The following is a 22,858-nucleotide window of genomic DNA, read 5'->3' as shown; positions in this document are numbered from 1 at the left end:
ACCACTCACGACCGGTAGCGTCACCTCGAACCGCAGCCAGCCGGACGTCTCGGGTTCTTCCGCGCGGACCGCGACCGCCGCGTTCAGCAGGTCGTCCCGCCGGGCCGGTCGGCCGGTTCGTCCAGCGATTCGGCGGCCAGGATCCGCGACAGCCGGTACGTCCGGTCCGCGCCCGCTGTCGTCGCCAGCAGGTAGCCGCGGTCGCGGACGGTGACCAGGCCGATCGGGTCCACCGTGCGCCACCGCGGCTCCTGGCCCGTGGCCGTGTAGTGCAGGCGCAGACGGTGGCCGGTGAGGACCGCGCGGCGGACCTCGAGCATCGTCGCGGGGTCCACCTCCTCGGGCTCGGGACGGCGGGAGAGCAGGTCCGTCTCGGGCTCGACGAGGAAGCGCCCGGCCGTGACCACGTGGGTTTCGGGCAGCGCGTCGGCCACCTTGCGCACCGCCGACGCCGGCGCCGGGCCGAGGCCGAACGCCCGCCCGGTGGTCAGCAGGGCCAGAGCCTCGTCGTGGTTCAGTCCGGTGAGCTCGGTCCGGAAACCGGGCAGCAGCGCGAACCCGCCGTACCGGCCGCGTTCGGCGTAGACCGGGACGCCCGCCGCCGAGAGCTACACGACAGAGGATGTCGTGATTCGCCGGAAAGCTCCTCGGCGCAGTACTCGCAACGAACGGAGCTGATGTGGCACTGGAACGAACGGCGGTCAACCCGGTGACGTGGTCTCAAGCGCTGGGCTTCAACCAGGGGGAGGTGGTCTCCGGGCAGACCCGCACCCTGTACTGCTCCGGGCAGACGTCGACGGACGCCGAAGGCAAGCCGCGGCACGAGGGGGACATGGCCGCGGCCCGGCTGGGTGCCGCCGGGGTGGCCCCGGCCACCACGATGCTCGGGGTGAGCCGGCTGGCGATCCCGGGTCAGCCGGCCGAGTTGGAGGGCACCGCCGTCGCCTGAAACGGACACTGCTGCCCGCGCCGGTGCGGGCAGCAGTGTTTCAGCACGCTGCGCCGTTCGGCGGCCGTTACGGTGGGCGCATGTCCGACGCCGTGTTCTTCTCGTCCTTCGAAAGCGGTGACCCGCAGCCGGCGGACGCCGGCTTGCCCGTCGGCGACGGCCCGGACCGCTCCCCCACGGCCAAGACCGGCGTGGGCTTCACCGGCACCCGCGCTCTGCGCTACACCGCCCGGCCCCGCGCCGTCCTGTTCGAACTCGACGTACCCGTCACCGGGCGCACCGAGCTGTCCTATGTGGTCTTCCCGGTGGCCGACGGTGAGATCCCCGCCTACCACGCCACCCGGGTCAGCCTCGACGTCGAGTTCGCCGACGGCACCTCCGCCGGCTTCGAACCGGTGGACGACAAGACGCTGTGGGTGGACCAGTGGAACCTCGTCCGCCGCCCGCTGGGGGCCTTCGCCGGGCGCCGGATCAGCCGGATCGTGCTGCGCACCGACGCGCCCGGAGAGATCACCGGCTGGCTCGACGACGTCCGCGTCGCCGACCGCCCCGAGCCGCCGCGCGACCCGGTCGACTGCGTCCGCACCACCCGCGGCACGCACTCCAGCGGCGACTTCTCCCGGGGCAACACCTTCCCGGCCACGGCCGTGCCGCACGGGTTCAACTTCTGGACCCCGGTCACCGACGCCGGCGTCACCAACTGGCTCTACTCCTACCACCGCCACAACGACGACCGGAACCGGCCCGCGCTGCAGGCGTTCGCGCTGTCGCACCAGCCGAGCCCGTGGATGGGCGACCGGCACACCTTCCACGTCATGCCCGGCACCGGCCCGGTCGAGCGCGACCGCCGCAACCGCGCCCTGGCCTTCAGCCACGACGACGAGACCGACGCACCGCACCACTACGGCGTCCGGTTCGCCAACGGGATGACCGCCGACCTCGCGCCCACCTCGCACGCGGCGATCATGCAGTTCACCTTCCCGGACAAGCACGGCTGGCTGCTGTTCGACAACGCCCGCAACCGCGGCCGCCTCCGCCTGAACCCCGACACCGGGGTGATCAGCGGGTACACAGGAGTCCGCTCCCGGCTGTCGGCCGGGGCGCGCCGGATGTTCGTCTACGCCGTGACCGACGCCCCGGCCACCCGCGGCGCCAAGGTCCGCTTCCCGCCGTGGCGGCGGGTCTCGGGCTACTTCGAGTTCGACGGACCCGACGTCACGCTGCGGATCGCGACGTCGCTGATCAGCCTCGCCCAGGCCCGGCGCAACCTGGAGCTGGAAATCCCGGCCGGGACGACGTTCGAGCAGGTCAAGGCCCAGGCCAGGCGGCTGTGGCAGGAGGAGCTCGGCCGCGTCGAGGTCGAAGGCGCCACCGAGGACCAGCGGACCACGCTGTACTCCGGCCTCTACCGGCTGTTCCTGTACCCGAACGTCGCGCACGAGAACACCCCCGACGGGATCCGGCACGCCAGCCCGGTGGTGCGCCGGCGGTGGCCGAGCACCCGCCGGCGCACCGGCGCGAAGGTCGTCGACGGCGAGCTGTACGTCAACAACGGCTTCTGGGACACCTACCGCACCACCTGGCCCGCCTACGCGCTGCTCGCGCCGGACCGCTGCGGCCGGCTGATCGACGGCTTCGTCCAGCAGTACCGCGAAGGCGGCTGGATCGCCCGCTGGTCCTCCCCCGGCTACGCGGACCTGATGACCGGCACCAGCTCGGACGTCGCCTTCGCCGACGCCTACCTCAAGGGCGTCCGTGACTTCGACGTCGAGGCCGCCTTCGACGCCGGGCTGAAGAACGCCACCGTCAGTCCGCCGCGCCGCGCGGTCGGCCGCAAGGGTCTCGAAGAGTCGATCTTCCTCCACTACACCCCGGCGTCGGTCCGCGAAGGACTGTCCTGGGCGCTGGAGGGGTGCATCAACGACTTCGGCCTGGCCAACCTCGCCGAGGCACTGTCGCGGGAAAGCGACGGGCCGCGAGCCCGGATGTACGCCGACTACGCGGCCTACTTCCGCGAACGCGCGAAGGACTACGTCCACCACTTCGACCCGGCGATCGGGTTCTTCCAGGGCCGCCACCGCGACGGCCGCCGCAAGTTCGCCGCGCACGGCTACGACCCGGCCGCCTGGGGCGGCGACTTCGTCGAAACCAACGCCTGGAACACCGCCTTCACCGCACCGCACGACGGCCCCGGCCTCGCCGCCCTCCACGGCGGCACCGAAGCGCTCGAAGCCAAGCTGGACACCTTCTTCGCCACCCCGGAGACCGGCCGCCGTCCCGGCGCGTACGGCGGCCTCATCCACGAGATGACCGAAGCCCGCGACGTCCGGATGGGCCAGTACGGCCATTCCAACCAGCCCTCGCACCACATCCCCTACGTCTACAACCTCGCCGGCGCGCCCGCGAAGACCCAAGCCGTCGTGCGGGAGGTGCTGCGGCGGCTCTACCTCGGCAGCGACCTCGGCCAGGGCTACCCCGGCGACGAGGACAACGGCGAGATGTCCGCCTGGTACGTCTTCAGCGCCCTCGGCTTCTACCCCCTCGCCGTCGGCAGCCCGCGCTACGCGATCGGTTCGCCCCTGTTCGAAAAGGCGACCGTGCACCTGGGCGAGGGCAAGAAACTGGTCGTCCACGCCCCCGGCAACACCGACGAGACCGTCTACGTCCGCGGGCTCACCGTCGACGGCGAACCACACGACACCACCTCGATCGGCCACGCCACCCTCGCCGCCGGCGCCGAACTCGTCTTCGACCTGACGACCGAACCCACCGGCTGGGGCGCCCCGCCGCCACCGGCCGAGCACCCGGCCCCCGTCACCGACCTCACCGGCACCGCCACCAGTTCCGACGGCACCAAGGTCGGTGCGCTGTTCGACGACACCACCCGTACCCAGGTCACCTTCTCGAGCGCCACCCCGGCGATCGAGTTCACCGTCACCGGCGAACCCCGCGAAGTCACCCTGTACACGCTGACGTCCGGGGATCGCCGGGGCGACCCGAGCGCGTGGGTGCTGGAAGGCTCCGAAAACGCTGACGGCGCCGGCTGGGTCACCCTGGACGAACGCGACGACGAGCTGTTCCGCTGGCGCCGTCAGACCCGCCCGTTCGCCCTCGCCACCCCGGCCGCGCACGCCCGTTACCGGCTGCGGATCACCGCCACCCGCGGCCGGCGCGCCACCCTCGCCCAATGGGAGCTCCTCGCCCGATGAACCACCTCCGCACCGCCGCTCTCGACCGGCTCGTGGCGGCCGACCCCGGCCTGGTCCGGTTGCGGCTGGCCGGCTCCGCCGTGCTCGGCATCGTGCTCGCCGTGGCCGCGCTGCTGCCCGTGCACGTCCCGCTCACCGTCACCCTCGTCGGCGCCATCGCCGCGATGATGACGGCGTTCACCGTCAACGACCCCACCCCGGGCGGCCAGGCCGTCACCCTCGTCCTGGCCTTCCTCACCGGGGCCGCGTCGATCACCGTCGCCAGCCTCGGCTCGGCCCTGCCACCGACTGACAGCATCGTGTTCGTGCTGCTGATCTTCGTCGCGGTCTACGCCCAGCGCTTCGGCGCCCGCGGCACCGCGCTCGGCTCGATCGCCTTCTTCCTGTTCTTCTTCCCGATGTTCCTGCAGGCCCACGTCACGCAGGTCCCGCAGCTGGTGATGGCGCTCGGCGTCGGCGTCCTGGCCAACGCCGTCGTCCGGTTCGTCCTGCTGCGGCGCAACGCCGCGGCCGAATTCCTGCGCGTGCGCCGCGCCTTCCGCGCCCGCCTCGGCGCCGTCGTCCGCGCCGCCGAGGCCCACCTGGGGGTCAACGGTAGCGAGCGCACCCGCAAGCAACTGCGTTCGGCGCTGGCGCGGCTGCACGAGTGCGTGTTGCTCATCGAGGACGCCGCCCCCGACGTCCTCGAGGACCGCGCCGCCGACCGGCTGCGCCGCCGCGCCATCGAAGTCGAGCTCGCGGTGCAGTGGCTGGCCATCACCGTCCAGCGCACCTGCTCCGGCGAACTCACCGCCGAGGTCCGCGACGACCTCATCGCCCGGCTCGCTCGCTTCCGCGCCCTCATGGAACGCGACCCGCGCGAGCTCCCGCTGATCAGCCAGACCGGCGAATACAGCCGCATGCTCGTCGAAGGCAGCCGCATCGACGAACACGCCGCCCCCGGCGACGGCGTCCGCAAAGCACTGGCCGAGCTGGCCCTCGCCGACGACCGGGCCCAGCGCGCCGCCGCACCGGAAACCACCGCCGACCCGCTCGAAGACGAAGACGAGGAACCGGAACCACGGCTCGCCTACGACAACCGGACCCGCAGCGCCATCCAGGCCGCCGTCGGCGGCGGCCTGGCCGTGGTCGGCGGTGAACTCGTCTCCCACCAGCGCTGGTACTGGGCCGTGCTCACCGTCTTCGTCGTGTTCATCGGCGCCTCCAGCGCCGGCGCCACCTTCGTCAAGGGCGTCCGCCGCCTCGGCGGCACCCTGATCGGCATCGTCGGCGGCGTCCTGCTGGCGCTGCTGGTCGGCGGCAACACCGCCGCCACCCTCGGCCTCATCCTCGTGTGCGTGTTCGGGATGGTCTACACCGCCCGGGTCTCCCAGGTGGTGATGGCCTTCTTCGTCACGAGCATGCTCGGCCTGCTCTACAGCCTGCTCGGCACGTTCAGCCTCGAAGTGCTCTGGATCCGCGTCGCCGAGACCGCCGTCGGCGCCGCCGCCGGCATCCTCGCCGCGGTCGTCATCGTCCCGGTCCGCACCCGCTCGGTCATGCTCGACGACATCGCCGCGGTGCTCGACGACCTCGAAGAGTTCCTCGAGCACACCCGCGGCCTGCTGGCCGGCGACGAGAACGTCAACATCATCGAGCTTTCCCGCGACCTCGACCGCAGCGTCGACCGGGTCCGCACCACCATCGAACCGCTGACCCACCCGGTGAACCTCCGCAGCGCCCGCCGCGACTACGGCTGGCACGTGCTGACCACCCTGGAAACCATCGCCTTCCGCGCCCGCCACGTCGCCGCGCGCGCCCAGCCCGGCCAGCTCACCGGCCCCGACGCCGACCGGCTCCGGCAGTTCACCGGCCGGCTGCTGGCCAACATCGACGTCCTCCGCAAAGCGCTGAGCGCCCCGGGTGGCCCCACACCCGGCACGCTCGTGCGCGACGACGGCACCCCCGTCTCCGACCGCGTCGAAGCGGCCGAAACCCGCGCCGTCCTCTCCAGCCTCAGCCACCTCGACGAGGCCCTCGTCTCCCTCGGCCGCGTCTTCGGCGTCGAAGCCACCGATCCCCGGGCCCCGGCGAAGCCCTGACCGCACCGGGGCGGCGCAGCTTTCCGGCCGCGCCGCCCCTCTCCACCTCCGGTCACCCGGAGCCGATCACGGGCAGGTCAGCCACGCGAAGTGGTAGGTGGTGGTGATGCTGCCGTCGGTCGAGTCCATCGTGACGTAGCTCGTCGTCTTCTTCGGATCCGACGTGCCGACCGCGGACCGCAATTCTGTGTTGATGTTCAGGTTGCGTTCCTCACCACACGGCTTGAACACGATCGCGCCCACCTCCGTGGAATCGGTGAAATGCCAGTCGTCCTCGAAAGGCCCGGTCAGCGGGTGCTGAACGTACGCCGTCGGAGAATTGCCCTGGAAATAGTAGTTCGCTCTTTCCAGGCCCGTCGCACCACGTTCCAGGTGCGCGAATCCGCGGTAGTCGGCCTGCGCGATTCCGTAGGTGAACCCCTGCGGCACGTGCACCCGCAGGCCGATCTGGCAGTTCTTCCGGGCGTCCAGCGGCCCGGCGCCGACCCCGACCAACGCCGTGTAGGCGCTGTAGGTCACGGTGAACGCCGTATTGTCCTGCGAGACGGCCACCGCGGACGTGCCGGTCGGGCAGCCGGTGCCGATGGCGTTGACGACGTCGATGACGATTTTGTCGGGCGGCGGAGGGGTGTTCCACGAATGCGGGGTGACCACTGAGGACAGCGCCATTACGGCAGCAACGACCGCAGACAGCATCGGAATCCTTCCCAATACATTCAAATTGGGGACGGGGGCGCCGACCATGGTATCGAAAGGATCATGGAAGCAAACCCCGCTGAACGGAGCAACGCTGCACGTCTCGTCCCGCCAAGCGGCATTGCTCACGTTTCGACAATTTTCGCAAAGCCCATTCCGGCCGCCGCGAATAAATGCACGGAGAAAACGATTTCGCGCCCCCGCTCCCCCGGCCGCCGCCCACGATCACCCGCGTGACGTCCGGCTCGGCCGATCAACGCCGCCGCCCGCCCGGCGTTTCGACGCCCGCCACCGGCCGCGGACCGGAGGATCCGGGCGATCGTCGAGCCTCCGCCGCCGACGGCGGGAACCTCTTCACAGCGGGCGTGGGTGCCGGACCTGAAGCCGGTTGCGGACCAGTCGCACGATCGACCGGCCGGCAGCGCCGTCCACGAGCACATTCCCGCCCCGCGCCGCGAATCGCCACCCGCGATCGAGCGGTCCGCGCTACGGCCGCCGCCCGGCTCAGCCGAGCAGGGCGGCCACCCGCCCCAGCGTCTCGACCCCCGCCACCGGCCACGGACCGGCCGTGATCACCACCGCGTGGTCGATACCCCACCCGGCAAACTCCTCGCACCGCCGCGCGAACGACTCCGCCGGCTCCCCGGGGGCCAGCCGGGTGCTGATCGTCTTCTCGATGGCGTCGTACGGCCGCCCCACCTCTTCGCAGTGCCGCGCCAGGACGCCGAGCTTGTGGCGCACCGTCCGCCCACCGTCCGGGATGTCGAACACGTTGCACGCGTCGGCGTACCGGGCGACCAGCCGCAGCGTCCGCCGCTCACCCGCGCCACCGACGAGGATCGGCGGCCGCCGCACCGGCCGCGGACTCCCGATCGGACGCTCGAGCCGGTAGTGCTCGCCTTCGAACGGCGACTCGTCGCCCGCCCACATCCGCAGCGCCAGCCGCACGGTCTCCTCCACCCGCGCCAGCCGCTCGCCCGCCGGCGGGAACGGCAGGCCCATCGCCCGCGCCTCGCCGTCGTGGTGCCCGGCACCGATGCCGAACCGGGCGCGCCCACCGGACAGCACGTCCAGCGTGGTGACGGCCTTGACCAGCAGCGCCGGCGGCCGGAACGTGACCGCCGAAACCATCGTCCCGAGCCCGATCCGGGCGGTCCGCCCGGCGAGGAAACCCAGCGTCGTGTAGGCCTCCAGCATGGGCGAGTCCGCGGTGCTGTGCGGGTCGGCCTGCAGCAGGTGGTCGGCGACCCACACCGTGTCCAGCCCGGCGTCCTCGGCCGCCACCGCGACCGCGGCGAGCTCCTCGGTCGACTTGTCCGGCCACGAGAAGTCGGTGACCCCGATGCTCAAGCGCACGGCTACCCCCTCGTCAGCAGTTCCAGGTTGTGGCCGTCGGGATCGTCGAAGTAGACCCCGCGTCCGCCGTTCAGACCGTTGACCTCTCCGGGCCGTTCGTGGAACGGGTCCGCCCAATAGCCGACGCCCGACGCTGCGATCCGCGCCATCGCCGCGTCGAAGTCGTCTTCGCCGACCAGGAACGCGTAGTGCTGGCTCGTGACGCGGTCCACCTGCAGATAGTCCAGCGTGACGCCGTTCGCCAGCCGCACCGGCACGAAGGGCCCGGCCACCGGATCGGTCCGCAGGCCCAGGATCCCGGCCAGGAACTCTGCCGACCTCTCGCGATCGGTGGCACACACGATGGTGTGGTTCAGCTCGACGCTCATCGCCGGTCACCGCCGGGGACGAACGGCGCACCGATCGGGCTCAGGTGGATTCCCGCCAGCCGCCAGCGGTCGTCCTCGCGGACCAGCACGTGCGTGGCGCGGAAGCGGCCGTTCACCGGGTTCCCCCGGTGCGTGGCGACCTGCTCGTGCACGCCGATCGCGATCGCGGTGCCGCCGAAGTCGCGGACCTCGACCTCGGTCCACCCCAGCTTCTCGGTGACCAGCTCGCCGCCGTCGTAGCGCGCCAGCCACTGGTCCCGGTCCAGCACGAACCCCAGCGGCCCGACCAGGCGGAACCCGTCGGTGGCCAACGCGGCCAGTGCCTCGGTGTCGCCGCGTTCCTCCGCGGTGGCCCATACCCGGCCGAACTCGCGGACCTGCTCTTCGGTGCTCATCGCGTTCCCCTTCCGTTCGATGCCTCAACGTTAGAAGTCTAACCATTAGATGTCAAACGCTTAGACTTCTCGGCATCTGCGCTAGGGTTCCGCCGTGCCCAAACCCGCCACCGCCCCCATCGGCGTCGTCCTCGCCCGCACCGCCAAAACCGCCGCCCGCGCCTTCGACCACGCCCTCGCCGCCGCCGGCGGCTCCCAGCCCATCTGGCAGATCCTCATCTCCCTCAAAACCACCCCCGCCGCCAACCAGCGCGAACTCGCCGACGCCGTCGGCATCCAAGGCGCCACCCTCACCCACCACCTCAACGGCATGGAAACCGCCGGCCTCGTCACCCGCCGCCGCGACCCCGAAAACCGCCGCGTCCACCTGGTGACGCTCACCGCAGAGGGCGAACAGCTCTTCCTGCGGCTCGCCTCAGCGGCGATCGCCCACGACGAACGCATGCGAAAAGGCCTCACCGACACCGAAATCGCCCAGCTCGCCGACCTCCTCACCCGCCTCGCCCACAACGTCACCGACGCCTCGTGAGTGGTAAAGCGGGTTAGAACCCGCCTTACCACTCACGAGCGTGACCGGACGCACCCGACCGGCAACGCCTGGGAGGGATAGGCTCCACAGCACTAGCCAAAGTCGTCTCAAGCTGGAGAACCGCAATGACCCAAGCCCCAGTCAACGTGACCGTCACCGGCGCCGCCGGCCAGATCGGCTACGCGCTGCTCTTCCGCATCGCGTCCGGTCAGCTCCTCGGCCAGGACGTCCCGGTGAAGCTGCGGCTGCTCGAAATCCCGCAGGCGGTCAAGGCGGCCGAGGGCACCGCGATGGAACTCGAAGACGGCGCGTTCCCCCTCCTCGCCGGCACCGACATCTTCGACGACCCCAAGCAGGCCTTCGAAGGCACCAACATCGCCCTCCTCGTCGGCGCCCGCCCCCGCAGCAAGGGCATGGAGCGCGGCGACCTCCTCGAAGCCAACGGCGGCATCTTCAAGCCCCAGGGCGAAGCCATCAACGCCGGCGCCGCCGACGACATCAAGGTCCTCGTCGTCGGCAACCCCGCCAACACCAACGCCCTCATCGCCCGCTCGCACGCCCCCGACGTACCCGCCGAGCGCTTCACCGCGATGACCCGCCTCGACCACAACCGCGCCCTCGCCCAGCTCGCCAAGAAGCTCGGCGTCCCGGTGACCGAACTCCAGAAGGTCGCCATCTGGGGCAACCACTCCGCCACCCAGTACCCCTCGGTCCAGCACGCCGAATTCGGCGGCAAGAGCATCGCCGACGCCGTCGACCAGGCCTGGCTGGAGAACGACTTCATCCCCACCGTCGCCAAGCGCGGCGCGGCGATCATCGAAGCCCGCGGCCTCTCCTCCGCCGCCTCCGCCGCCTCGGCCGCCATCGACCACGTCCACACCTGGGTCAACGGCACCCCCGCCGGCGACTGGACCTCCGCCGCCGTCGCCTCCGACGGCTCCTACGGCGTCCCCGAGGGCCTCATCTCGTCCTTCCCGGTCACCGCCGAGAACGGCCAGTACAAGATCGTCCAGGGCCTCGAGATCGACGACTTCTCCCGCGCCCGCATCGACGCCTCCGTCGCGGAACTCGTCGAGGAACGCGACACCGTGGCCAAGCTCGGCCTCATCTGAGCCCACCCACCACGAAGGGCCGCCGTCCGCAGTGGACGGCGGCCCTTTCGCGTCCGCGAACACCGCACCCTAACGTCGGCTGCCAACAGCTCCTGCGCGACCGCATCGTCGCGGGCGCGCGAGCCGTCACGGCCTAGCTCGCCCCGTCTTTGCCGTATTTTTTGCGTACGGCGGGGTTGGTTTTCCAACCAACCCCGCCGTATAGGTCGTTATACAGGAGAGAGATCAGACGCCACCGAGACCTCGGCGGGCCAGGAGCGGCTCGATCTCGGGGTCGCGGCCTCGGAAGGCGCGGAACGCGTCCATCGGGTCGATGCTGCCGCCCCGGCCGAGGAGGGTGCGGCGGAAGTGGTCGCCGTTCTCGCGGGTCAGTCCCCCGTTTTCGCGGAACCATTGGACGGTGTCGGCGTCGAGGACTTCGCTCCAGATGTAGGAGTAGTACCCGGCGCTGTAGCCGCCGCTGAAGATGTGGGCGAAGTAGGTGGTGCGGTAGCGCGGCGGGATCGCGTCGACGGCCACGCCGGCTTTCACGAGCGCCTCCGCTTCGAACGACTGCACCTCCCCGACGTGGTCGTCGACGCCGAGTCCGTGCCACGCCTGGTCGAGCAGGGAGGCCGCGAGGTACTCGGTGGTGGAGAACCCTTCGCCGTACTGCTGGGCGGCGAGCAGCTTCTCGACCTGCTCCTGCGGGAGGGCCTCCCCCGTCTCGTGGTGCTTCGCGTAGTGGGCCAGCACTTCCGGCCACAGCATCCACATCTCGTTGACCTGGGAGGGGTATTCGACGAAGTCGCGGGGCACGTTGGTGCCGGAGAAGGTCGGGTAGCGGACCGCGGAGACCAGCGCGTGGAGGGCGTGGCCGAACTCGTGGAACGCGGTGACGACCTCGTCGAAGGTGAGTAGGGTCGGCTCCCCCGCGGGCGGCTTGTTCACGTTGAGGACGTTGACCACGACGGTTTTGCGGCCGAGCAGCTCGGACTGGTCGACGAAGGTGTTCATCCAGGCGCCGCCGCGCTTGGCGTCGCGGGTGTACAGGTCGAGCAGGTACAGGCCGAGCGGGGTGCCGTCGGCGTCGAAGACCTCGAAGGTCCGGACCTCCGGGTGGTACTTGGGCAGGTCGTCCCGCTCGGTGAAGGTCAGGCCGTACAGCTGGGTCGCGGCGTGGAAGACGCCGTCGAGGTACACGCGGTCGGCCTCGAAGTACGGCCGGAGTGCCTCGGTGTCGACCTCGAAGCGCTCGCGGCGGACCTGGGCGGCGTAGAACGGCCAGTCCGACGGCCGCAGTTTCGCGCCGGGCACATCGGCTTCCAGCAGCTGCTGGAGCTCGGCGGCTTCGGCGCGGGCGTTCGCGACCGCCGCGGGTGCCAGCCGCTCCAGCAGCCCCGCCGCGGCTTCGGCCGTCTTCGCCGTCTCGTCCGCGATGACGTACGCGGCGTGGTCCGGGTAGCCGAGCAGTACGGCCCGTTCCGCGCGCAGGCGGACGATTTCGGCGACGACCGCGTTGTTGTCGCAGGCGTTGCCGCGGTTGCCGCGTGCCATCGACGCGCTGTGGATGCGCTCGCGGACGTCGCGGTTGCGCAGGGTTTCCAGCGGTGACGCCTGGCTGGTGGGCAGGCTCAGCGTGAGCACGTACTTGCCCTCTTCGCCGCGCGCGGACGCCGCTTCGGCCGCCGTGGCGATCGCGCCTTCGCCGAAGCCGTCGAGCTCGGCGCGGTCGGCGATGACGACGGCCAGCTCGTTGGTGTCCTTGAGCAGGTTCTGCTGGAACGTCGTCTGCAGGGTGGACAGCTGCTCGTTGAGCTCGCGCAGCCGGGCCTGCTCGGCCGGGCCGAGGCCGGCACCCGCCCGGCTGAAGTCGGTGTGCCGCCGTTCCAGCAGCCGCAGCGACTCTTCGTCGAGGCCGAGCTCGTCACGACGGGTGTGGAGCGCGTCGATCCGGGCGAACAGCTGCGGGTTCAGGTGGATCGCGTCGTGGTGGGCGGCCAGCTTGGGCGCGAACTCCGCCTGGATGGCCTGGATCTCGTCGGTGCTGTTGGAGCCGGACAGGTTGTAGAACACGCTCGCCACGCGGCCCAGCAGTTCACCGGCGTGCTCGAGGGCCAAGACGGTGTTCTCGAACGTCGGCTCGGCGTCCTGGGCCGCGATCTGCTCGATCTCCGCCGCGTGCTCGGCCAGCCCGGCCTCGAACGCGGGCCGGTAGTGCTCGTCGGAAATCCGGTCGAAGGGCGGCAGGGCGTAGGGCAGCTCGCTGGGTGCGGCGAACGGATTGTCCGGCGAAATCATCGGGCAGGCTCCTGGTCGGGGACGAACACTCGGTCCCGCCACCCTACGGGGTCCCCCGGTACCGATGTCAGCGCTTTCCGGAGGTGGCCGGGGTCACCGGCCCGTGGTACCGCCCACCACGGCATCGCTGCTCGACGCGGCTTTCTTGCCCCGTTTCGGCTTCGGTTCCGGCGGCACGATGCCGCGCAGGTCGCCGCCGTGGTCGTTGACCCGCATGACGAACGGCCGCGTCTCGGTGTAGCGCACGACGGAGATCGACGCCGGGTCGACGACGATCCGCTGGAAGGCGTCGAGGTGCTGGCCGAGCGCATCGGCCAGGACGGCCTTGATCACGTCGCCGTGGCTGCACAGCAGCCAGACCGCGTGGTCGCCGTGCTCGGCGGCGATCCGCCGGTCGTGGGCGCGGACGGCGGCCACCGACCGCGCCTGCATCTGGGCGAGGCCCTCGCCGCCGGGGAACACCGCCGCCGAGGGGTGGGCCTGCACGACCCGCCAGAGCGGCTCCTTCGCGAGGTGCTTGAGCTCCTTGCCGGTCCAGTCGCCGTAGTCCACTTCGGACAGCCCGGGCTCGACGGTCTTCTCGAGGTCCCGGGCGGCCGCGAGCGGGCCGACCGTCTGCTTGCACCGCAGCAGGGGCGAAACCACGAGCCCGGCCAGCGGCACGCCGCCGAGGCGTTCGACGAGCTTCTCCGCCTGGGCACGTCCGGTGTCGTCGAGGCTGACCTTCGGAGACCGCCCGGCCAGGATGCCGGCGCCGTTGGCGGTGGACTTGCCGTGCCGGAGCAGAATGACCGTACTCACGGGACCCACCCTACGTGGACGCGATCACCCGGTCCCGCCCTACCGCACGGGTCGTGAGTGGTAACGAGGGTTCTAACCCTCATTACCACTCACGACAAGCTGCGGCAGCCCTCGGATCAGTGCCCGACGGGCCCGGCGTTCGGGTCCAGGACGCCGCTGAAGATCAGCACGTACAGCAGCACGCCGAGCACCAGCCGGTAGACCACGAACGGCACGAAGCTGCGCTTCTTGATGTAGGCCATCAGCCAGGCGATCACGAGGTAACCGACGCCGAAGGCGACCAGCGTGGCCAGGATCGTCGGGCCCCACTGGGCCGGCACGTCGCCCGAGCCGATGTCCTTGAGCTTGTACACCCCCGAGCCGAACACCGCCGGCAGCGCCAGCAGGAACGAGTACTCCGCCGCCTCCGCCCGCGTGTAGCCCAGCAGCAGGCCCGCGCTCGTCGTGCCGCCCGAGCGGGACACGCCCGGGATGAGGGCCAGCGCCTGCGCGAAGCCGAAGCCCAGGCCGTGCGGCACGGTCAGGTCGTCCAGCGTGCGGTCCTGCTTCCCGATCCGGTCGGCGATCAGCAGGATCACGCCGAACACGATCAGCACGGTCGCGGTGATCCGCAGGTCGCGGAACGCGCTGTCGATCTGGTCCTGCAGCAGCAGCCCGAGCACCACGATCGGCAGCGAGCCGACGATGATCAGCCAGCCCAGCCGGGCGTCCGGGTCGCGGCGCCACTCCGCCTTGTACAGCGAGAAGAACCAGGCCCGCAGGATCTTCCCGATCTTCGGCCCGAAGTAGATGATCACCGCCAGCTCGGTGCCGATCTGGGTGACCGCGGTGAACGCCGCGCCCGGGTCGTCCCAGCCCGCCAGCGCCGCGACGATCCGCAGGTGCGCGCTCGACGAGATCGGCAGGAACTCCGTCAGGCCCTGGACCAGGCCCAGGACGAGTGCTTCGAACCACCCCACGTCAGGCCACCCCCGCCAGCTCGAGCGCCTCGGCGGCGGTGCGCAGCGCCTCGGCCGGCTCCGGCGTGTAGGGCGACACCGACAGGGTCGTCACGCCGGCTTCGGCGTATTCCGTCATCTTCTCCGCGATCCGTTCCTTCGGACCCAGCAGCGACGTCGCGTCGAGGAACTCCGGCGGCACCGCCGCCATCGCCCCGGCCCGGTCGCCCGCCAGGTACTTCTCCTGCACTTCGGCGGCCTCGGCCGCGAATCCCATCCGGCACGCCAGCCGGTTGTAGAAGTTCTTCTCCTTGCTCCCCATCCCGCCGAGGTAAAGGGCCGCGTAGCCGCGCACGGCGTCCGCGCAGGTCCGCCAGTCGTCGCCGGGCACCAGCGGCACCGACGGCACGACGTCGAAGCCGTCCAGGGTCCGCCCGGCCCGCTCGGCCCCGGCGCGGACGTGGGCCAGCTGCTCCCCCGCGTGCGCCGGCGAGAAGAACACCGGCAGCCAGCCGTCGGCGATCTCCCCGGCCAGCTCCAGGTTCTTCGGGCCGATCGCGGCCAGGTAGAGCGGGATGTGCTTGCGGGCCGGGCGGACGGTCAGCCGCAGGGCCTTCCCCGGCCCGTCCGGCAGCGGCAGCGTGAAGTGCTCCCCCTCGAACCTCAGGCGCTCCCGCCGCAGCGCCGTCCGCACGATCCCGGCGTACTCCCGGGTGCGGCCCACCGGCGAGGTGAAGCGGACGCCGTGCCAGCCCTCGGACACCTGCGGGCCGGACACGCCCAGCCCGAGCCGGAACCGGCCGCCCGAGAGCGTGTCGAGGGTCTCGGCGGTCATCGCCGTCATCGCCGGGGTGCGGGCCGGGATCTGCAGCACGGCGGCCCCGACGTCGATCCGCGACGTCCGCGCCGCGATCCACGAGAGCACGGTCACCGCGTCCGAGCCGTAGGCCTCCGCGGCCCACACGACCGCGTACCCGAGGTCCTCCGCGTGTTTCGCCAGGGCCAGGTTCGCGGGGTCGTTCCCCGATCCCCAGTAGCCGAGGTTCAGTCCGAGTCGCACGGGGCCAGACCCTAACGGGGGCCATGATCGCGACACGACTCACCTTGGTCTCCTCCGGACGGGGCAGCCCACTAGGCTCGGCGGTCGTGGAAAAGCGACTGCTCGGCCGCTCGGGACTGCGCGTCTCCCGTATGGCGCTCGGCACCATGACCTGGGGTGGCGACACGGACGCGGAGGAGGCGGCCAGCCAACTGGTCGCCTTCGTCGACGCCGGCGGCACCCTGGTGGACACGGCCGACATCTACGGCGAGGGCGAGAGCGAGCGAGTGCTCGGCTCGCTGCTCGGCGACCTCGTGCCCCGCGACGACGTCGTCCTGGCCACGAAGGCGGTCGCCCGGCGCGACGACGGCCCGTTCGGCGGCGGCGCCTCGCGCGGCGCGCTGCTCACCGCGCTCGACGGCTCGCTCAAGCGGCTCGGCACCGACCACATCGACCTGTGGCAGCTGCACGCCTGGGACGACTGCGCGCCGCTCGCCGAGACGCTGGCCGCCCTCGAATACGCCGTGACCAGCGGAAAGGTTCGCTACGTCGGCGTCTCGAACTACGCGGGCTGGCAGCTGGCCACCGCCGCCGCGGGCGCCTCGGCCCTCGCGCCGATCGTCTCCACCCAGGTCGAGTACTCGCTGCTGGAACGCGGCGTGGACCGCGAGGTCGTGCCCGCGGCCGCGCACCACGGCATCGGGCTGCTGCCCTGGGCGCCGCTCGGCCGGGGCGTGCTGACCGGCAAGTACCGCACCGGCACGCCCGCCGACTCGCGCGGCGCGAACAGCGCCTACGCCGGCTACGTCGAGCACCACCGCACCGACCGCGCCGCCCGGATCGTGCAGGCCGTCGCGACCGCCGCCGACGGGCTCGGCACGTCCCCGCTGGCCGTCGCCCTGGCCTGGGTCCGCGACCGGCCCGGCGTCGTCGCCCCGGTCGTCGGCGCGCGCGACACCGGCCAGCTCACCGGCTCGCTGACGGCGGAGGGCATCACCCTCCCGCCCGCCATCCGATCCGCGCTCGACGACGTCAGCGCGATCGAGGTCGGCTACCCCGAACGCTGGCCGCGGTGAGCGCCAGGTGTCTGTTCGGTGACACGCACGTGACGACACGTCGATCAGGGAGCATGCTGGTGAAGACCGCCCGCCGAGGGACAACTGGAGGCCGCAACGTGCGTCGGCTCGCCGCCGTGTCGTGGATCGCGCTCCCGCTCGCCGGTGCCCTCGTGCTCTCGGGCTGTTCGTCGGTCAAGTCGACCTCCGACGACCTGCAGATCGTGGCGAACCCGACCGCCGCCCGCCCGGCCGTCTCCCCCGCCGTGACCGTGAAACCCGCCGGTCAGGTGCTCGGGACGGGCGCGGTGTCGGCCGTCGCCGTGGACGCGAAGAACTCGACCCTCGTCGTCGCGGTTTCCTCGCCGCCGGCGTTGCAGCTGTACGACTTGAACGCGCTCGCGTCACCCCCGGTGAATATGCCGTTATACGGCAAGGTCTCGCGGCTGACGGTGGCGCCGGGGCGGGTCGAGATCGCCGAGCCCGATCAGGGTGTGGTGCAGCAGCTGACGTTGCCGGACCGGAAGCTGACCGGGACGAAGACGGGCGGGCAGCCGGCGTCGAGCATCGCGTTCGGGGCGGATCGGCTGGTCGCGATGGGGGCGGGCAAGGACATCCGGGTGCTGCCGGCGGCGGGTCCGGCGCGGACGATCGGCGGGCAGCTCTACAGCGCCGACGACGTGGTCGACACCGGGAACGGCGTGGTGGTGCTGGACCGGCTGCGGACGGCGGTGTTCTCGGTCGACGTCGCGGGCGGGAAGGTCGACGAGGGCCTGCGGGCGGGCGATGGCGCCGCGAACGCCGTGGCGGACTCCTACGGGCGGGTGCTGGTGACCGACGCGCGGGCGGGGGCGCTGCTGGCGTTCTCGGCGGGCCCGCTGATCCTGAAGCAGCGGTTCCCGGTGCCGGGCGGGGCGTACGGGATCGCGTACGACGCGACGCGCAGCCTGGCGTGGGTGACGCTCACCGAACGCAACGAAGTGGCCGGCTTCGACGTCCGCGGGGGCGAGCCCGTGGAGAAGTACCGGTTCCCCACCGTGCGCCAGCCGGACTCGGTCGGGGTGGACGAGAAGAGCGGCCGGGTGATCGTCGGCTCGGCCGCCGGAGAAGGGACCCAGGTGATCCAGCCATGACAGCGGTCAGCGAGGCGGTGGTCGAAGGGGATTGGGAGTATCGCCGTCTGCACCTCCCCCCGGGCGTGTCCCGGCGTGCGGCGGCGATCCAGCTCTCCATCCACGCGGAGTTCGCGGGCTGGGAACTGCGCACCGTGCGGCTCTACGCCGACGGGACGCGCCGGGTCTGGCTGCGCCGCAAGAAGACGGCCCAGAGCCTGCCCGGCGCCCTGCCGACCTAGCCGGACACCCGGTTCAGCCACTCGCCCCAGGCCTTCTCCTCGGAGCCGGGGTCGGTGCCCGGCGTGAAGACGTGGTGGGAGGCGACCATCGGCCCGTGGAAGCCGCGCAGGAAGCGGTACATCGCTTCCGCGGTGCGCACGCCGACGGCCTGGTCGTTCACGAGGTAGACGACGCCCTCCCGGCCGCCCGGCTCGATCCGGACGCGGTCGCCTTCGGCGGGTCGCGCCGGCAGGCCGAGGGCCGTGCCCAGCCGCGCCCACGCCTGGTCCCAGTCCCCCACCGGCGGGCCGAACGCCGTCACCGGCACCGCCGTGCGGCCGGTGAAGCGCGTGACGTACTCGACCAGGGTGCGGAAGAACAGCGCGCCGCCCGCGGTCATCGCCTCGAACTCGTCCTCCCAATCGTCGCCGGGCAGGAAACCGCTGGTGACGCACCGGATCACCGAGCTGCCGCCGGCCCGGCCCTCGACGAGGAACTCGTAGGCGATCCGCCGTCCGTCCGGCGCCGTCCCGCTGCCGTAGGCGAGCTTGGCGGGCGGCTCCCACTCGTGGATCCGGTACTCCGGCTCGTACCCGCCGAAGGCGCCGCGGACCGTGCCGCCGGGGCCGCCGTGGACCTCGTTGCGGCCCATGAACCACGAGTCGATGCCGGGACCGGTCGCGATGGCGGCCCACACCTGCTCGGGCGTGGCGCCGACCTCGGCGGTGTCGGTCAGTTCGAATTCGGGTCCCACCTCAGGACTCCTCGGGGACGCTCGGGTGCACGGCGACGACCACCCGGTGCGGGCGGCCCTTCTCGGCCGTCTCGTCGTGGTACTTGCCCACCAGCGTCGTGACCGCGGTCGTGAGCTCCTCGGCGAACGCGGCCCGGTCGGCGGCGGAGGCGAACCGCACCTCGCCGTCGAGCGCGAAGGTCGCGACGCGCTGCTGGGCCTTCGCCGCGCCGGTGATCAGCAGGCCGACGTCACGCACCAGCCGGCCGGCGACGGCGAGCAGCCACCGCGCCGAGAGCCGGTCGGGTGAGCGGGCCGGGTCCGGCTGGACCGCGGCCAGCGCCGTCGGCGAGATGACGTACGAGGCCGCCGTCGCCCGCATCATCCGCTCGGTGACGTTGCCCTTGCGGCGTTCTTCGACCAGCTCCACCAGGCCGTGCTTCTCCAGCGCCCGTAGGTGGTAGTTGACCTTCTGGCGCGGCAGGCCGACGCGGGAGGAGAGCATCGTCGCCGATGCCGGCTCGGCCAGTTCGGCCAGCAGCCGCGCGCGGACCGGGTCCAGCGACACCTCGGCCGCCGCCGCGTCTTCGATCACCGCCACGGGAAACATGGGCCCAGCATCCCGGCCGAACAGAGAAGTTGTCAAGAACTCGCTTCTTGTCGGTCGAGCCGTTCGGTAAGCAGATCCTGGAAGTGCGGGCACGTCATCAGGTCGTCGTGCGGGCAATCGCCGTCCAGGAGCTCGAGCGCGGCCTGCGCCCGGGCGATCCGGGTCCGCAGCCGCTCGCGCTGCCGGGCCGCCATCGCCGCGCGGTCCGCCGCGGACCGCGCGGTCAGCATCGTCCGGATGGCCGCGAGCTCGAACCCGGCCTCCTTCGCGACCAGAATGGCGGCCACCCGGTGCAGATCCGCCTCGCTGTAGCGACGCCGAGGCCCCACCCGGGCTGGGGCCAGCAGCCCTTCCGCCTCCCAGTAGCGCAGCACGTGAGCGGGCAGCCCGAACCGGGCCGCCACTTCGCCGATTGACTTCATCCCGGCATTAAGTCGCAGGATGAGCCCCATGTCCACGTTGCTCACGCTCCTCGACGCCCTCGACGACCGCCCGCGAGCCGTGGCCCTGCGGGAACGCACCTACCGAGGCCTCGGCGACGCCGTGGTCGACGTCGGCTGCGGCAGCGGCCGGGCCGTCGGCGAGCTGGCCGCCCGCGGGGCGCGGGCCATCGGCGTCGACGCCGACCCGGCCATGATCGAGACGGCCACCGCCCGCTGGCCCGCCGGCGAGTTCCACGTCGCCGACGCTGCCGCCTTACCCCTCGGCGACGGCTCGGTCACCGGCTACCGCGCCGACAAGGTCCTGCACGTCCTGCCCGAACCCGCGCTCGCCGTCGCCGAGGCCCGGCGCGTCCTGGCCCCGGGCGGGCGCGCGGTGCTCACCGGCCAGGACTGGGACACCATCGTGATCGACTCCGACGATCCCGTACGCACCCGCTCGATCGTCCACACGCGCGCGGACGGCATGCCCCACCCCCGGATCGCGCGGCGGTACCGGAACCTCTTGCTGGACCACGGGTTCACCGACGTCACCGTCGAGGTCCACGCGCTCGTGTGGACCGACGCCGGGGCCTTGCCGGTGCTCGCCAACCTCGGCGGCGACGGGACCTGGCTGGCCGAGCAGGCCGCCCGGGCCCGCGACGACCGGCTGTTCGTCGCCGTGCCGATCTTCCTCGCCGCGGGCACCCGCGCCGGGTGAGCTCAGCTCCGCTGGCTCGCGTTGACCAGCGCAACGATCCGCGGCAGCACCTGGGCCGCGGCCTCCAGCGGCACGACGTGCCCCACCCCGGGCAGCACCACGGCGGTGCCGTTGCCGAGGCCGCGGACCCACTGCTCCACATCGGACGCGCGGACGATCCGGTCCCGCTCCCCCACGATCGCCGTCACCGGCAGGTCGGCGACCTGGGCCAACGCCGCTTCGCGCGCGTAGGCGTCCATGGCGGGGCGGAACACGGACACGGTGTGGGGCCAGTTGCCGCGGATCATCTTCACGGTCAGTTCGACCAGGTCCGGGTCCGGGTCGTCGCCGAACAGCCACCAGCGCAGCCCGGCGCTGACCGCCCGGCTGGTGTGCTCCCGCACGACGCCGAACAGCTTCGAGCCGAGCACCGCCTCGAGGTCGCGGGCCAGCTTCCCCAGCGCGTTCGGCCAGGTCGCCGACACCTCCGCGGCGAGCGTGCCCGACGACGTCGCCAGCAGCACCAGCCCCGCCACCCGCGCGGCGAACAGGTCGGGGTGCCGCTGCGACAGCGACATGACGGCCAGGCCGCCCATGTCGTGGCCGACCAGCACGACCCGGCCCTCGGGGACCTCGCGCGCCAGCAGCTCGGCGAGGTCGTCGCCGAGCTGCGCCATGGTCGCCGTCCCGCGCCGCGCCCGCCCCGAGCCGCCGTGCCCGCGCTGGTCGTAGGTCAGCACCGCCACCGGCCCGCCGGCGGCGTCCGGCACCAGCGGCGCGATCCGGCCCCAGCTGCGCTGGTCGAGCGCGTAGCCGTGGACGAACACCACGGTCACCGGCGCGGCCGGGTCGCCCCTGCGGATCACCTGCAGGGGCGTGCCGTCGGCGAGCGCGAACCCGGTCATCAGGACGTGCGCAGGAACCGGTCCAGCACGCGGGTGCCGAACTTCAGCGCCTCGACCGGGACCCGCTCGTCGACGCCGTGGAACAGCGCCGAGAAGTCGAGGTCCGCGGGCAGCTTGAGCGGCGCGAAGCCGAAGTTGCGGATGCCCAGCTCCTGGAACGACTTCGCGTCGGTGCCGCCGGACAGCATGTAGGGCAGCGTCTTCGCGCCCGGGTCTTCGGCCAGGACCGCGGCGGTCATGGCGTCCACGAGCGCGCCGTCGAAGGTCGTCTCGACCGGCGGGAGCTCCATCCACTCCTTCTCGATGTCCGGGCCGAGCAGCTCGTCGAGCTCGCGGTCGAAGGCCTCCAGGCGGCCGGGCAGGATCCGGCAGTCGACCGCCGCCTCGGCGACCGACGGGATGACGTTCGACTTGTACCCGGCGGTGAGCATGGTCGGGTTGGCGGTGTCGCGCAGGGTCGCGCCGATCATCCGGGAGATGTTGCCCAGCTTGGCGACCGAGCCCTCCAGGTCGTCCTCGGGGAAGTCCCAGCCGGTGATCTCGGTGACACCGGCGAGGAACTCCTTCACCGAGTCGGTCAGCACGAGCGGGAACCGGTGGTTGCCGAGCTTCGCCACGGCTTCGGCCAGCTTCGTGACCGCGTTGTCGCGGTGGATCATCGACCCGTGCCCGGCGGTGCCGCGCACGCGCAGCTTCATCCAGCGGATGCCCTTCTCCGCCGTCTCGATGAGGTACGCCCGGACGTCGTCCTTGAGCGTGATGGAGAAGCCGCCGACCTCGCTGATCGCCTCGGTGACGCCCTCGAACAGCTCGGGCCGGTTCTCCACCAGCCACTGGGCGCCGTACTTGCCCCCGGCCTCCTCGTCGGCCAGGAAGGCGAAGACCAGGTCACGCGGGGGCACCACGTTGTTCAGCTTGTAGTGCCGGGCCAGCGCGAGCGCCATCCCGCACATGTCCTTCATGTCGACCGCGCCGCGGCCCCAGACGTAGTCGTCCTGGATCGCCCCGGAGAAGGGGTGGACCGACCACTCCGACGGATCGGCGGGCACGGCGTCGAGGTGGCCGTGGATGAGCAGCGCGCCCCGCGACCGGTCGGCGCCTTCGAGCCGGACGATCACGTTGTGCCGGTTCTTCCCGCCCGACTCGACGTAGGTGATCTCGTAGCCGGCGTCGGTCAGCTTCTCCGCCACGTACTCCGCCGCCACCCGCTCGCCGGCCAGCGTGTCGGGATCGCCGGTGTTGGTCGTGTCGATGCGGATGAGCTCACTGGTCAGCGTGACGGCCTCGGCCGCGGCGGCTTCGATCAGGTTCGGTTCGGTCACCGGCCATTCCTATCACCCGGATGGCCG

The 22,858-nt window shown here is 71.9% G+C and carries 22 protein-coding genes and 1 pseudogene; 9 read left to right on the top strand and 14 right to left on the bottom strand.

Features of this window, described 5'->3' with window-relative positions:
• Window positions 1–18 precede the first annotated feature (18 nt).
• A pseudogene (locus C2L58_RS21190) lies at window positions 19–608 on the bottom strand (helix-turn-helix transcriptional regulator); the annotation flags it as partial.
• A 77-nt stretch (window positions 609–685) separates the two neighbouring features.
• Between C2L58_RS21190 and C2L58_RS21185 the strand changes: the two are divergent.
• From C2L58_RS21185 to C2L58_RS21175, 3 genes are all read left to right on the top strand, one after another.
• A complete protein-coding gene (locus tag C2L58_RS21185) occupies window positions 686–949 on the top strand; it encodes a hypothetical protein (protein WP_103339440.1) in 264 nt (87 codons plus the stop codon).
• A gap of 80 nt (window positions 950–1,029) precedes the next feature.
• Entirely contained in the window at window positions 1,030–4,158 is a 3,129-nt protein-coding gene (locus C2L58_RS21180) for a GH92 family glycosyl hydrolase (RefSeq protein WP_103339325.1), read from the top strand.
• On the top strand, window positions 4,155–6,239 hold the full coding sequence (locus C2L58_RS21175) for an FUSC family protein (protein WP_103339324.1): 2,085 nt from the start codon (window positions 4,155–4,157) through the stop codon (window positions 6,237–6,239). Before C2L58_RS21180 ends, C2L58_RS21175 begins: the two co-directional genes overlap by 4 nt.
• Before the next feature lie 66 nt (window positions 6,240–6,305).
• On the opposite strand, the gene C2L58_RS21170 is transcribed toward C2L58_RS21175, so the two are convergent.
• From C2L58_RS21170 to C2L58_RS21155, 4 genes are all read right to left on the bottom strand, one after another.
• Window positions 6,306–6,935: a DUF4360 domain-containing protein gene (locus C2L58_RS21170; protein ID WP_199191363.1), complete on the bottom strand. Its 630-nt coding sequence runs from the start codon at window positions 6,933–6,935 to the stop codon at window positions 6,306–6,308.
• Window positions 6,936–7,439: 504 nt separating this feature from the next.
• The gene (locus C2L58_RS21165) at window positions 7,440–8,291 is read right to left on the bottom strand and encodes a TIGR03560 family F420-dependent LLM class oxidoreductase (protein WP_103339322.1); all 852 of its coding nucleotides are present in this window, start codon (window positions 8,289–8,291) and stop codon (window positions 7,440–7,442) included.
• 2 nt (window positions 8,292–8,293) lie between these two features.
• The gene (locus C2L58_RS21160) at window positions 8,294–8,659 is read right to left on the bottom strand and encodes a VOC family protein (RefSeq protein WP_103339321.1); all 366 of its coding nucleotides are present in this window, start codon (window positions 8,657–8,659) and stop codon (window positions 8,294–8,296) included.
• Window positions 8,656–9,054: a nuclear transport factor 2 family protein gene (locus C2L58_RS21155; protein WP_103339320.1), complete on the bottom strand. Its 399-nt coding sequence runs from the start codon at window positions 9,052–9,054 to the stop codon at window positions 8,656–8,658. The genes C2L58_RS21160 and C2L58_RS21155 overlap by 4 nt, the downstream gene beginning before the upstream one ends.
• 94 nt (window positions 9,055–9,148) lie before the next feature.
• On the opposite strand from C2L58_RS21155, the gene C2L58_RS21150 reads away from it, so the two are divergent.
• Both C2L58_RS21150 and C2L58_RS21145 read left to right on the top strand, forming a co-directional pair.
• The gene (locus C2L58_RS21150) at window positions 9,149–9,583 is read left to right on the top strand and encodes a MarR family winged helix-turn-helix transcriptional regulator (protein ID WP_103339319.1); all 435 of its coding nucleotides are present in this window, start codon (window positions 9,149–9,151) and stop codon (window positions 9,581–9,583) included.
• 125 nt (window positions 9,584–9,708) lie between these two features.
• The gene (locus tag C2L58_RS21145) at window positions 9,709–10,695 is read left to right on the top strand and encodes a malate dehydrogenase (RefSeq protein ID WP_103339318.1); all 987 of its coding nucleotides are present in this window, start codon (window positions 9,709–9,711) and stop codon (window positions 10,693–10,695) included.
• A gap of 225 nt (window positions 10,696–10,920) precedes the next feature.
• Here the strand turns inward: C2L58_RS21145 and C2L58_RS21140 are convergent, their stop codons facing one another.
• The 4 genes from C2L58_RS21140 to C2L58_RS21125 form a co-directional block, all read right to left on the bottom strand.
• Window positions 10,921–12,975 (bottom strand): M3 family metallopeptidase, encoded by a 2,055-nt coding sequence (locus tag C2L58_RS21140; RefSeq protein ID WP_103339317.1) that lies wholly within the window; start codon window positions 12,973–12,975, stop codon window positions 10,921–10,923.
• 93 nt (window positions 12,976–13,068) lie between these two features.
• The gene (locus C2L58_RS21135) at window positions 13,069–13,776 is read right to left on the bottom strand and encodes a histidine phosphatase family protein (protein WP_103339316.1); all 708 of its coding nucleotides are present in this window, start codon (window positions 13,774–13,776) and stop codon (window positions 13,069–13,071) included.
• A 116-nt stretch (window positions 13,777–13,892) separates the two neighbouring features.
• On the bottom strand, window positions 13,893–14,735 hold the full coding sequence (locus C2L58_RS21130) for an undecaprenyl-diphosphate phosphatase (protein WP_103339315.1): 843 nt from the start codon (window positions 14,733–14,735) through the stop codon (window positions 13,893–13,895).
• A gap of 1 nt (window position 14,736) precedes the next feature.
• Entirely contained in the window at window positions 14,737–15,774 is a 1,038-nt protein-coding gene (locus C2L58_RS21125) for an LLM class F420-dependent oxidoreductase (protein ID WP_103339314.1), read from the bottom strand.
• Window positions 15,775–15,860: 86 nt separating this feature from the next.
• On the opposite strand from C2L58_RS21125, the gene C2L58_RS21120 reads away from it, so the two are divergent.
• From C2L58_RS21120 to C2L58_RS21110, 3 genes are all read left to right on the top strand, one after another.
• Window positions 15,861–16,829 carry an aldo/keto reductase gene (locus tag C2L58_RS21120; RefSeq protein WP_199191350.1) on the top strand — a complete coding sequence of 323 codons (969 nt, stop codon included), beginning with the start codon at window positions 15,861–15,863 and terminating at the stop codon, window positions 16,827–16,829.
• A 98-nt stretch (window positions 16,830–16,927) separates the two neighbouring features.
• Window positions 16,928–17,941, top strand: a complete 1,014-nt coding sequence (locus tag C2L58_RS21115; protein WP_103339312.1) for a YncE family protein — start codon at window positions 16,928–16,930, stop codon at window positions 17,939–17,941.
• Complete coding sequence (locus C2L58_RS21110; RefSeq protein WP_004561940.1) at window positions 17,938–18,162, top strand: DUF5703 family protein; 225 nt, start codon at window positions 17,938–17,940, stop codon at window positions 18,160–18,162. Before C2L58_RS21115 ends, C2L58_RS21110 begins: the two co-directional genes overlap by 4 nt.
• Here C2L58_RS21110 and C2L58_RS21105 read toward each other — a convergent pair.
• The 3 genes from C2L58_RS21105 to C2L58_RS21095 are packed head-to-tail and all read right to left on the bottom strand — an operon-like array spanning window position 18,159 to window position 19,952.
• Window positions 18,159–18,896, bottom strand: a complete 738-nt coding sequence (locus C2L58_RS21105) for an SRPBCC family protein (RefSeq protein ID WP_103339311.1) — start codon at window positions 18,894–18,896, stop codon at window positions 18,159–18,161. The two genes, C2L58_RS21110 and C2L58_RS21105, sit on opposite strands and share 4 nt — an antisense overlap.
• A gap of 1 nt (window position 18,897) precedes the next feature.
• On the bottom strand, window positions 18,898–19,485 hold the full coding sequence (locus tag C2L58_RS21100; protein WP_199191349.1) for an ArsR/SmtB family transcription factor: 588 nt from the start codon (window positions 19,483–19,485) through the stop codon (window positions 18,898–18,900).
• Window positions 19,486–19,517: 32 nt separating this feature from the next.
• Window positions 19,518–19,952: a MerR family transcriptional regulator gene (locus tag C2L58_RS21095; protein ID WP_233225829.1), complete on the bottom strand. Its 435-nt coding sequence runs from the start codon at window positions 19,950–19,952 to the stop codon at window positions 19,518–19,520.
• Here C2L58_RS21095 and C2L58_RS21090 point away from each other — a divergent pair.
• Window positions 19,936–20,625, top strand: a complete 690-nt coding sequence (locus C2L58_RS21090; RefSeq protein ID WP_103339310.1) for a methyltransferase domain-containing protein — start codon at window positions 19,936–19,938, stop codon at window positions 20,623–20,625. The two genes, C2L58_RS21095 and C2L58_RS21090, sit on opposite strands and share 17 nt — an antisense overlap.
• A 2-nt stretch (window positions 20,626–20,627) precedes the next feature.
• Here the strand turns inward: C2L58_RS21090 and C2L58_RS21085 are convergent, their stop codons facing one another.
• A complete protein-coding gene (locus C2L58_RS21085) occupies window positions 20,628–21,509 on the bottom strand; it encodes an alpha/beta fold hydrolase (protein WP_103339309.1) in 882 nt (293 codons plus the stop codon).
• Complete coding sequence (locus C2L58_RS21080) at window positions 21,509–22,831, bottom strand: M20/M25/M40 family metallo-hydrolase (RefSeq protein ID WP_103339308.1); 1,323 nt, start codon at window positions 22,829–22,831, stop codon at window positions 21,509–21,511. Before C2L58_RS21080 ends, C2L58_RS21085 begins: the two co-directional genes overlap by 1 nt.
• Window positions 22,832–22,858: the final 27 nt, after the last annotated feature.

Source organism: Amycolatopsis sp. CA-126428 (genome assembly GCF_002904335.1).
In the GTDB taxonomy this organism is placed as follows: domain Bacteria; phylum Actinomycetota; class Actinomycetes; order Mycobacteriales; family Pseudonocardiaceae; genus Amycolatopsis.
Note: the sequence above shows the minus strand (reverse complement) of the source record. Positions and strands in the feature narration are given on the sequence as shown.

What these genes read in the sequence shown, in the direction of transcription:
- C2L58_RS21180 (WP_103339325.1), top strand. Translation starts at nt 1,030, where the DNA reads ATGTCCGACGCCGTGTTCTTCTCGTCCTTCGAAAGCGGTGACCCGCAG.
- C2L58_RS21175 (WP_103339324.1), top strand. Translation starts at nt 4,155, where the DNA reads ATGAACCACCTCCGCACCGCCGCTCTCGACCGGCTCGTGGCGGCCGAC.
- C2L58_RS21170 (WP_199191363.1), bottom strand. Translation starts at nt 6,935, where the DNA reads ATGCTGTCTGCGGTCGTTGCTGCCGTAATGGCGCTGTCCTCAGTGGTC.
- C2L58_RS21160 (WP_103339321.1), bottom strand. Translation starts at nt 8,659, where the DNA reads ATGAGCGTCGAGCTGAACCACACCATCGTGTGTGCCACCGATCGCGAG.
- C2L58_RS21155 (WP_103339320.1), bottom strand. Translation starts at nt 9,054, where the DNA reads ATGAGCACCGAAGAGCAGGTCCGCGAGTTCGGCCGGGTATGGGCCACC.
- C2L58_RS21145 (WP_103339318.1), top strand. Translation starts at nt 9,709, where the DNA reads ATGACCCAAGCCCCAGTCAACGTGACCGTCACCGGCGCCGCCGGCCAG.
- C2L58_RS21140 (WP_103339317.1), bottom strand. Translation starts at nt 12,975, where the DNA reads ATGATTTCGCCGGACAATCCGTTCGCCGCACCCAGCGAGCTGCCCTAC.
- C2L58_RS21110 (WP_004561940.1), top strand. Translation starts at nt 17,938, where the DNA reads ATGACAGCGGTCAGCGAGGCGGTGGTCGAAGGGGATTGGGAGTATCGC.
- C2L58_RS21100 (WP_199191349.1), bottom strand. Translation starts at nt 19,485, where the DNA reads ATGTTTCCCGTGGCGGTGATCGAAGACGCGGCGGCGGCCGAGGTGTCG.
- C2L58_RS21090 (WP_103339310.1), top strand. Translation starts at nt 19,936, where the DNA reads ATGTCCACGTTGCTCACGCTCCTCGACGCCCTCGACGACCGCCCGCGA.
- C2L58_RS21085 (WP_103339309.1), bottom strand. Translation starts at nt 21,509, where the DNA reads ATGACCGGGTTCGCGCTCGCCGACGGCACGCCCCTGCAGGTGATCCGC.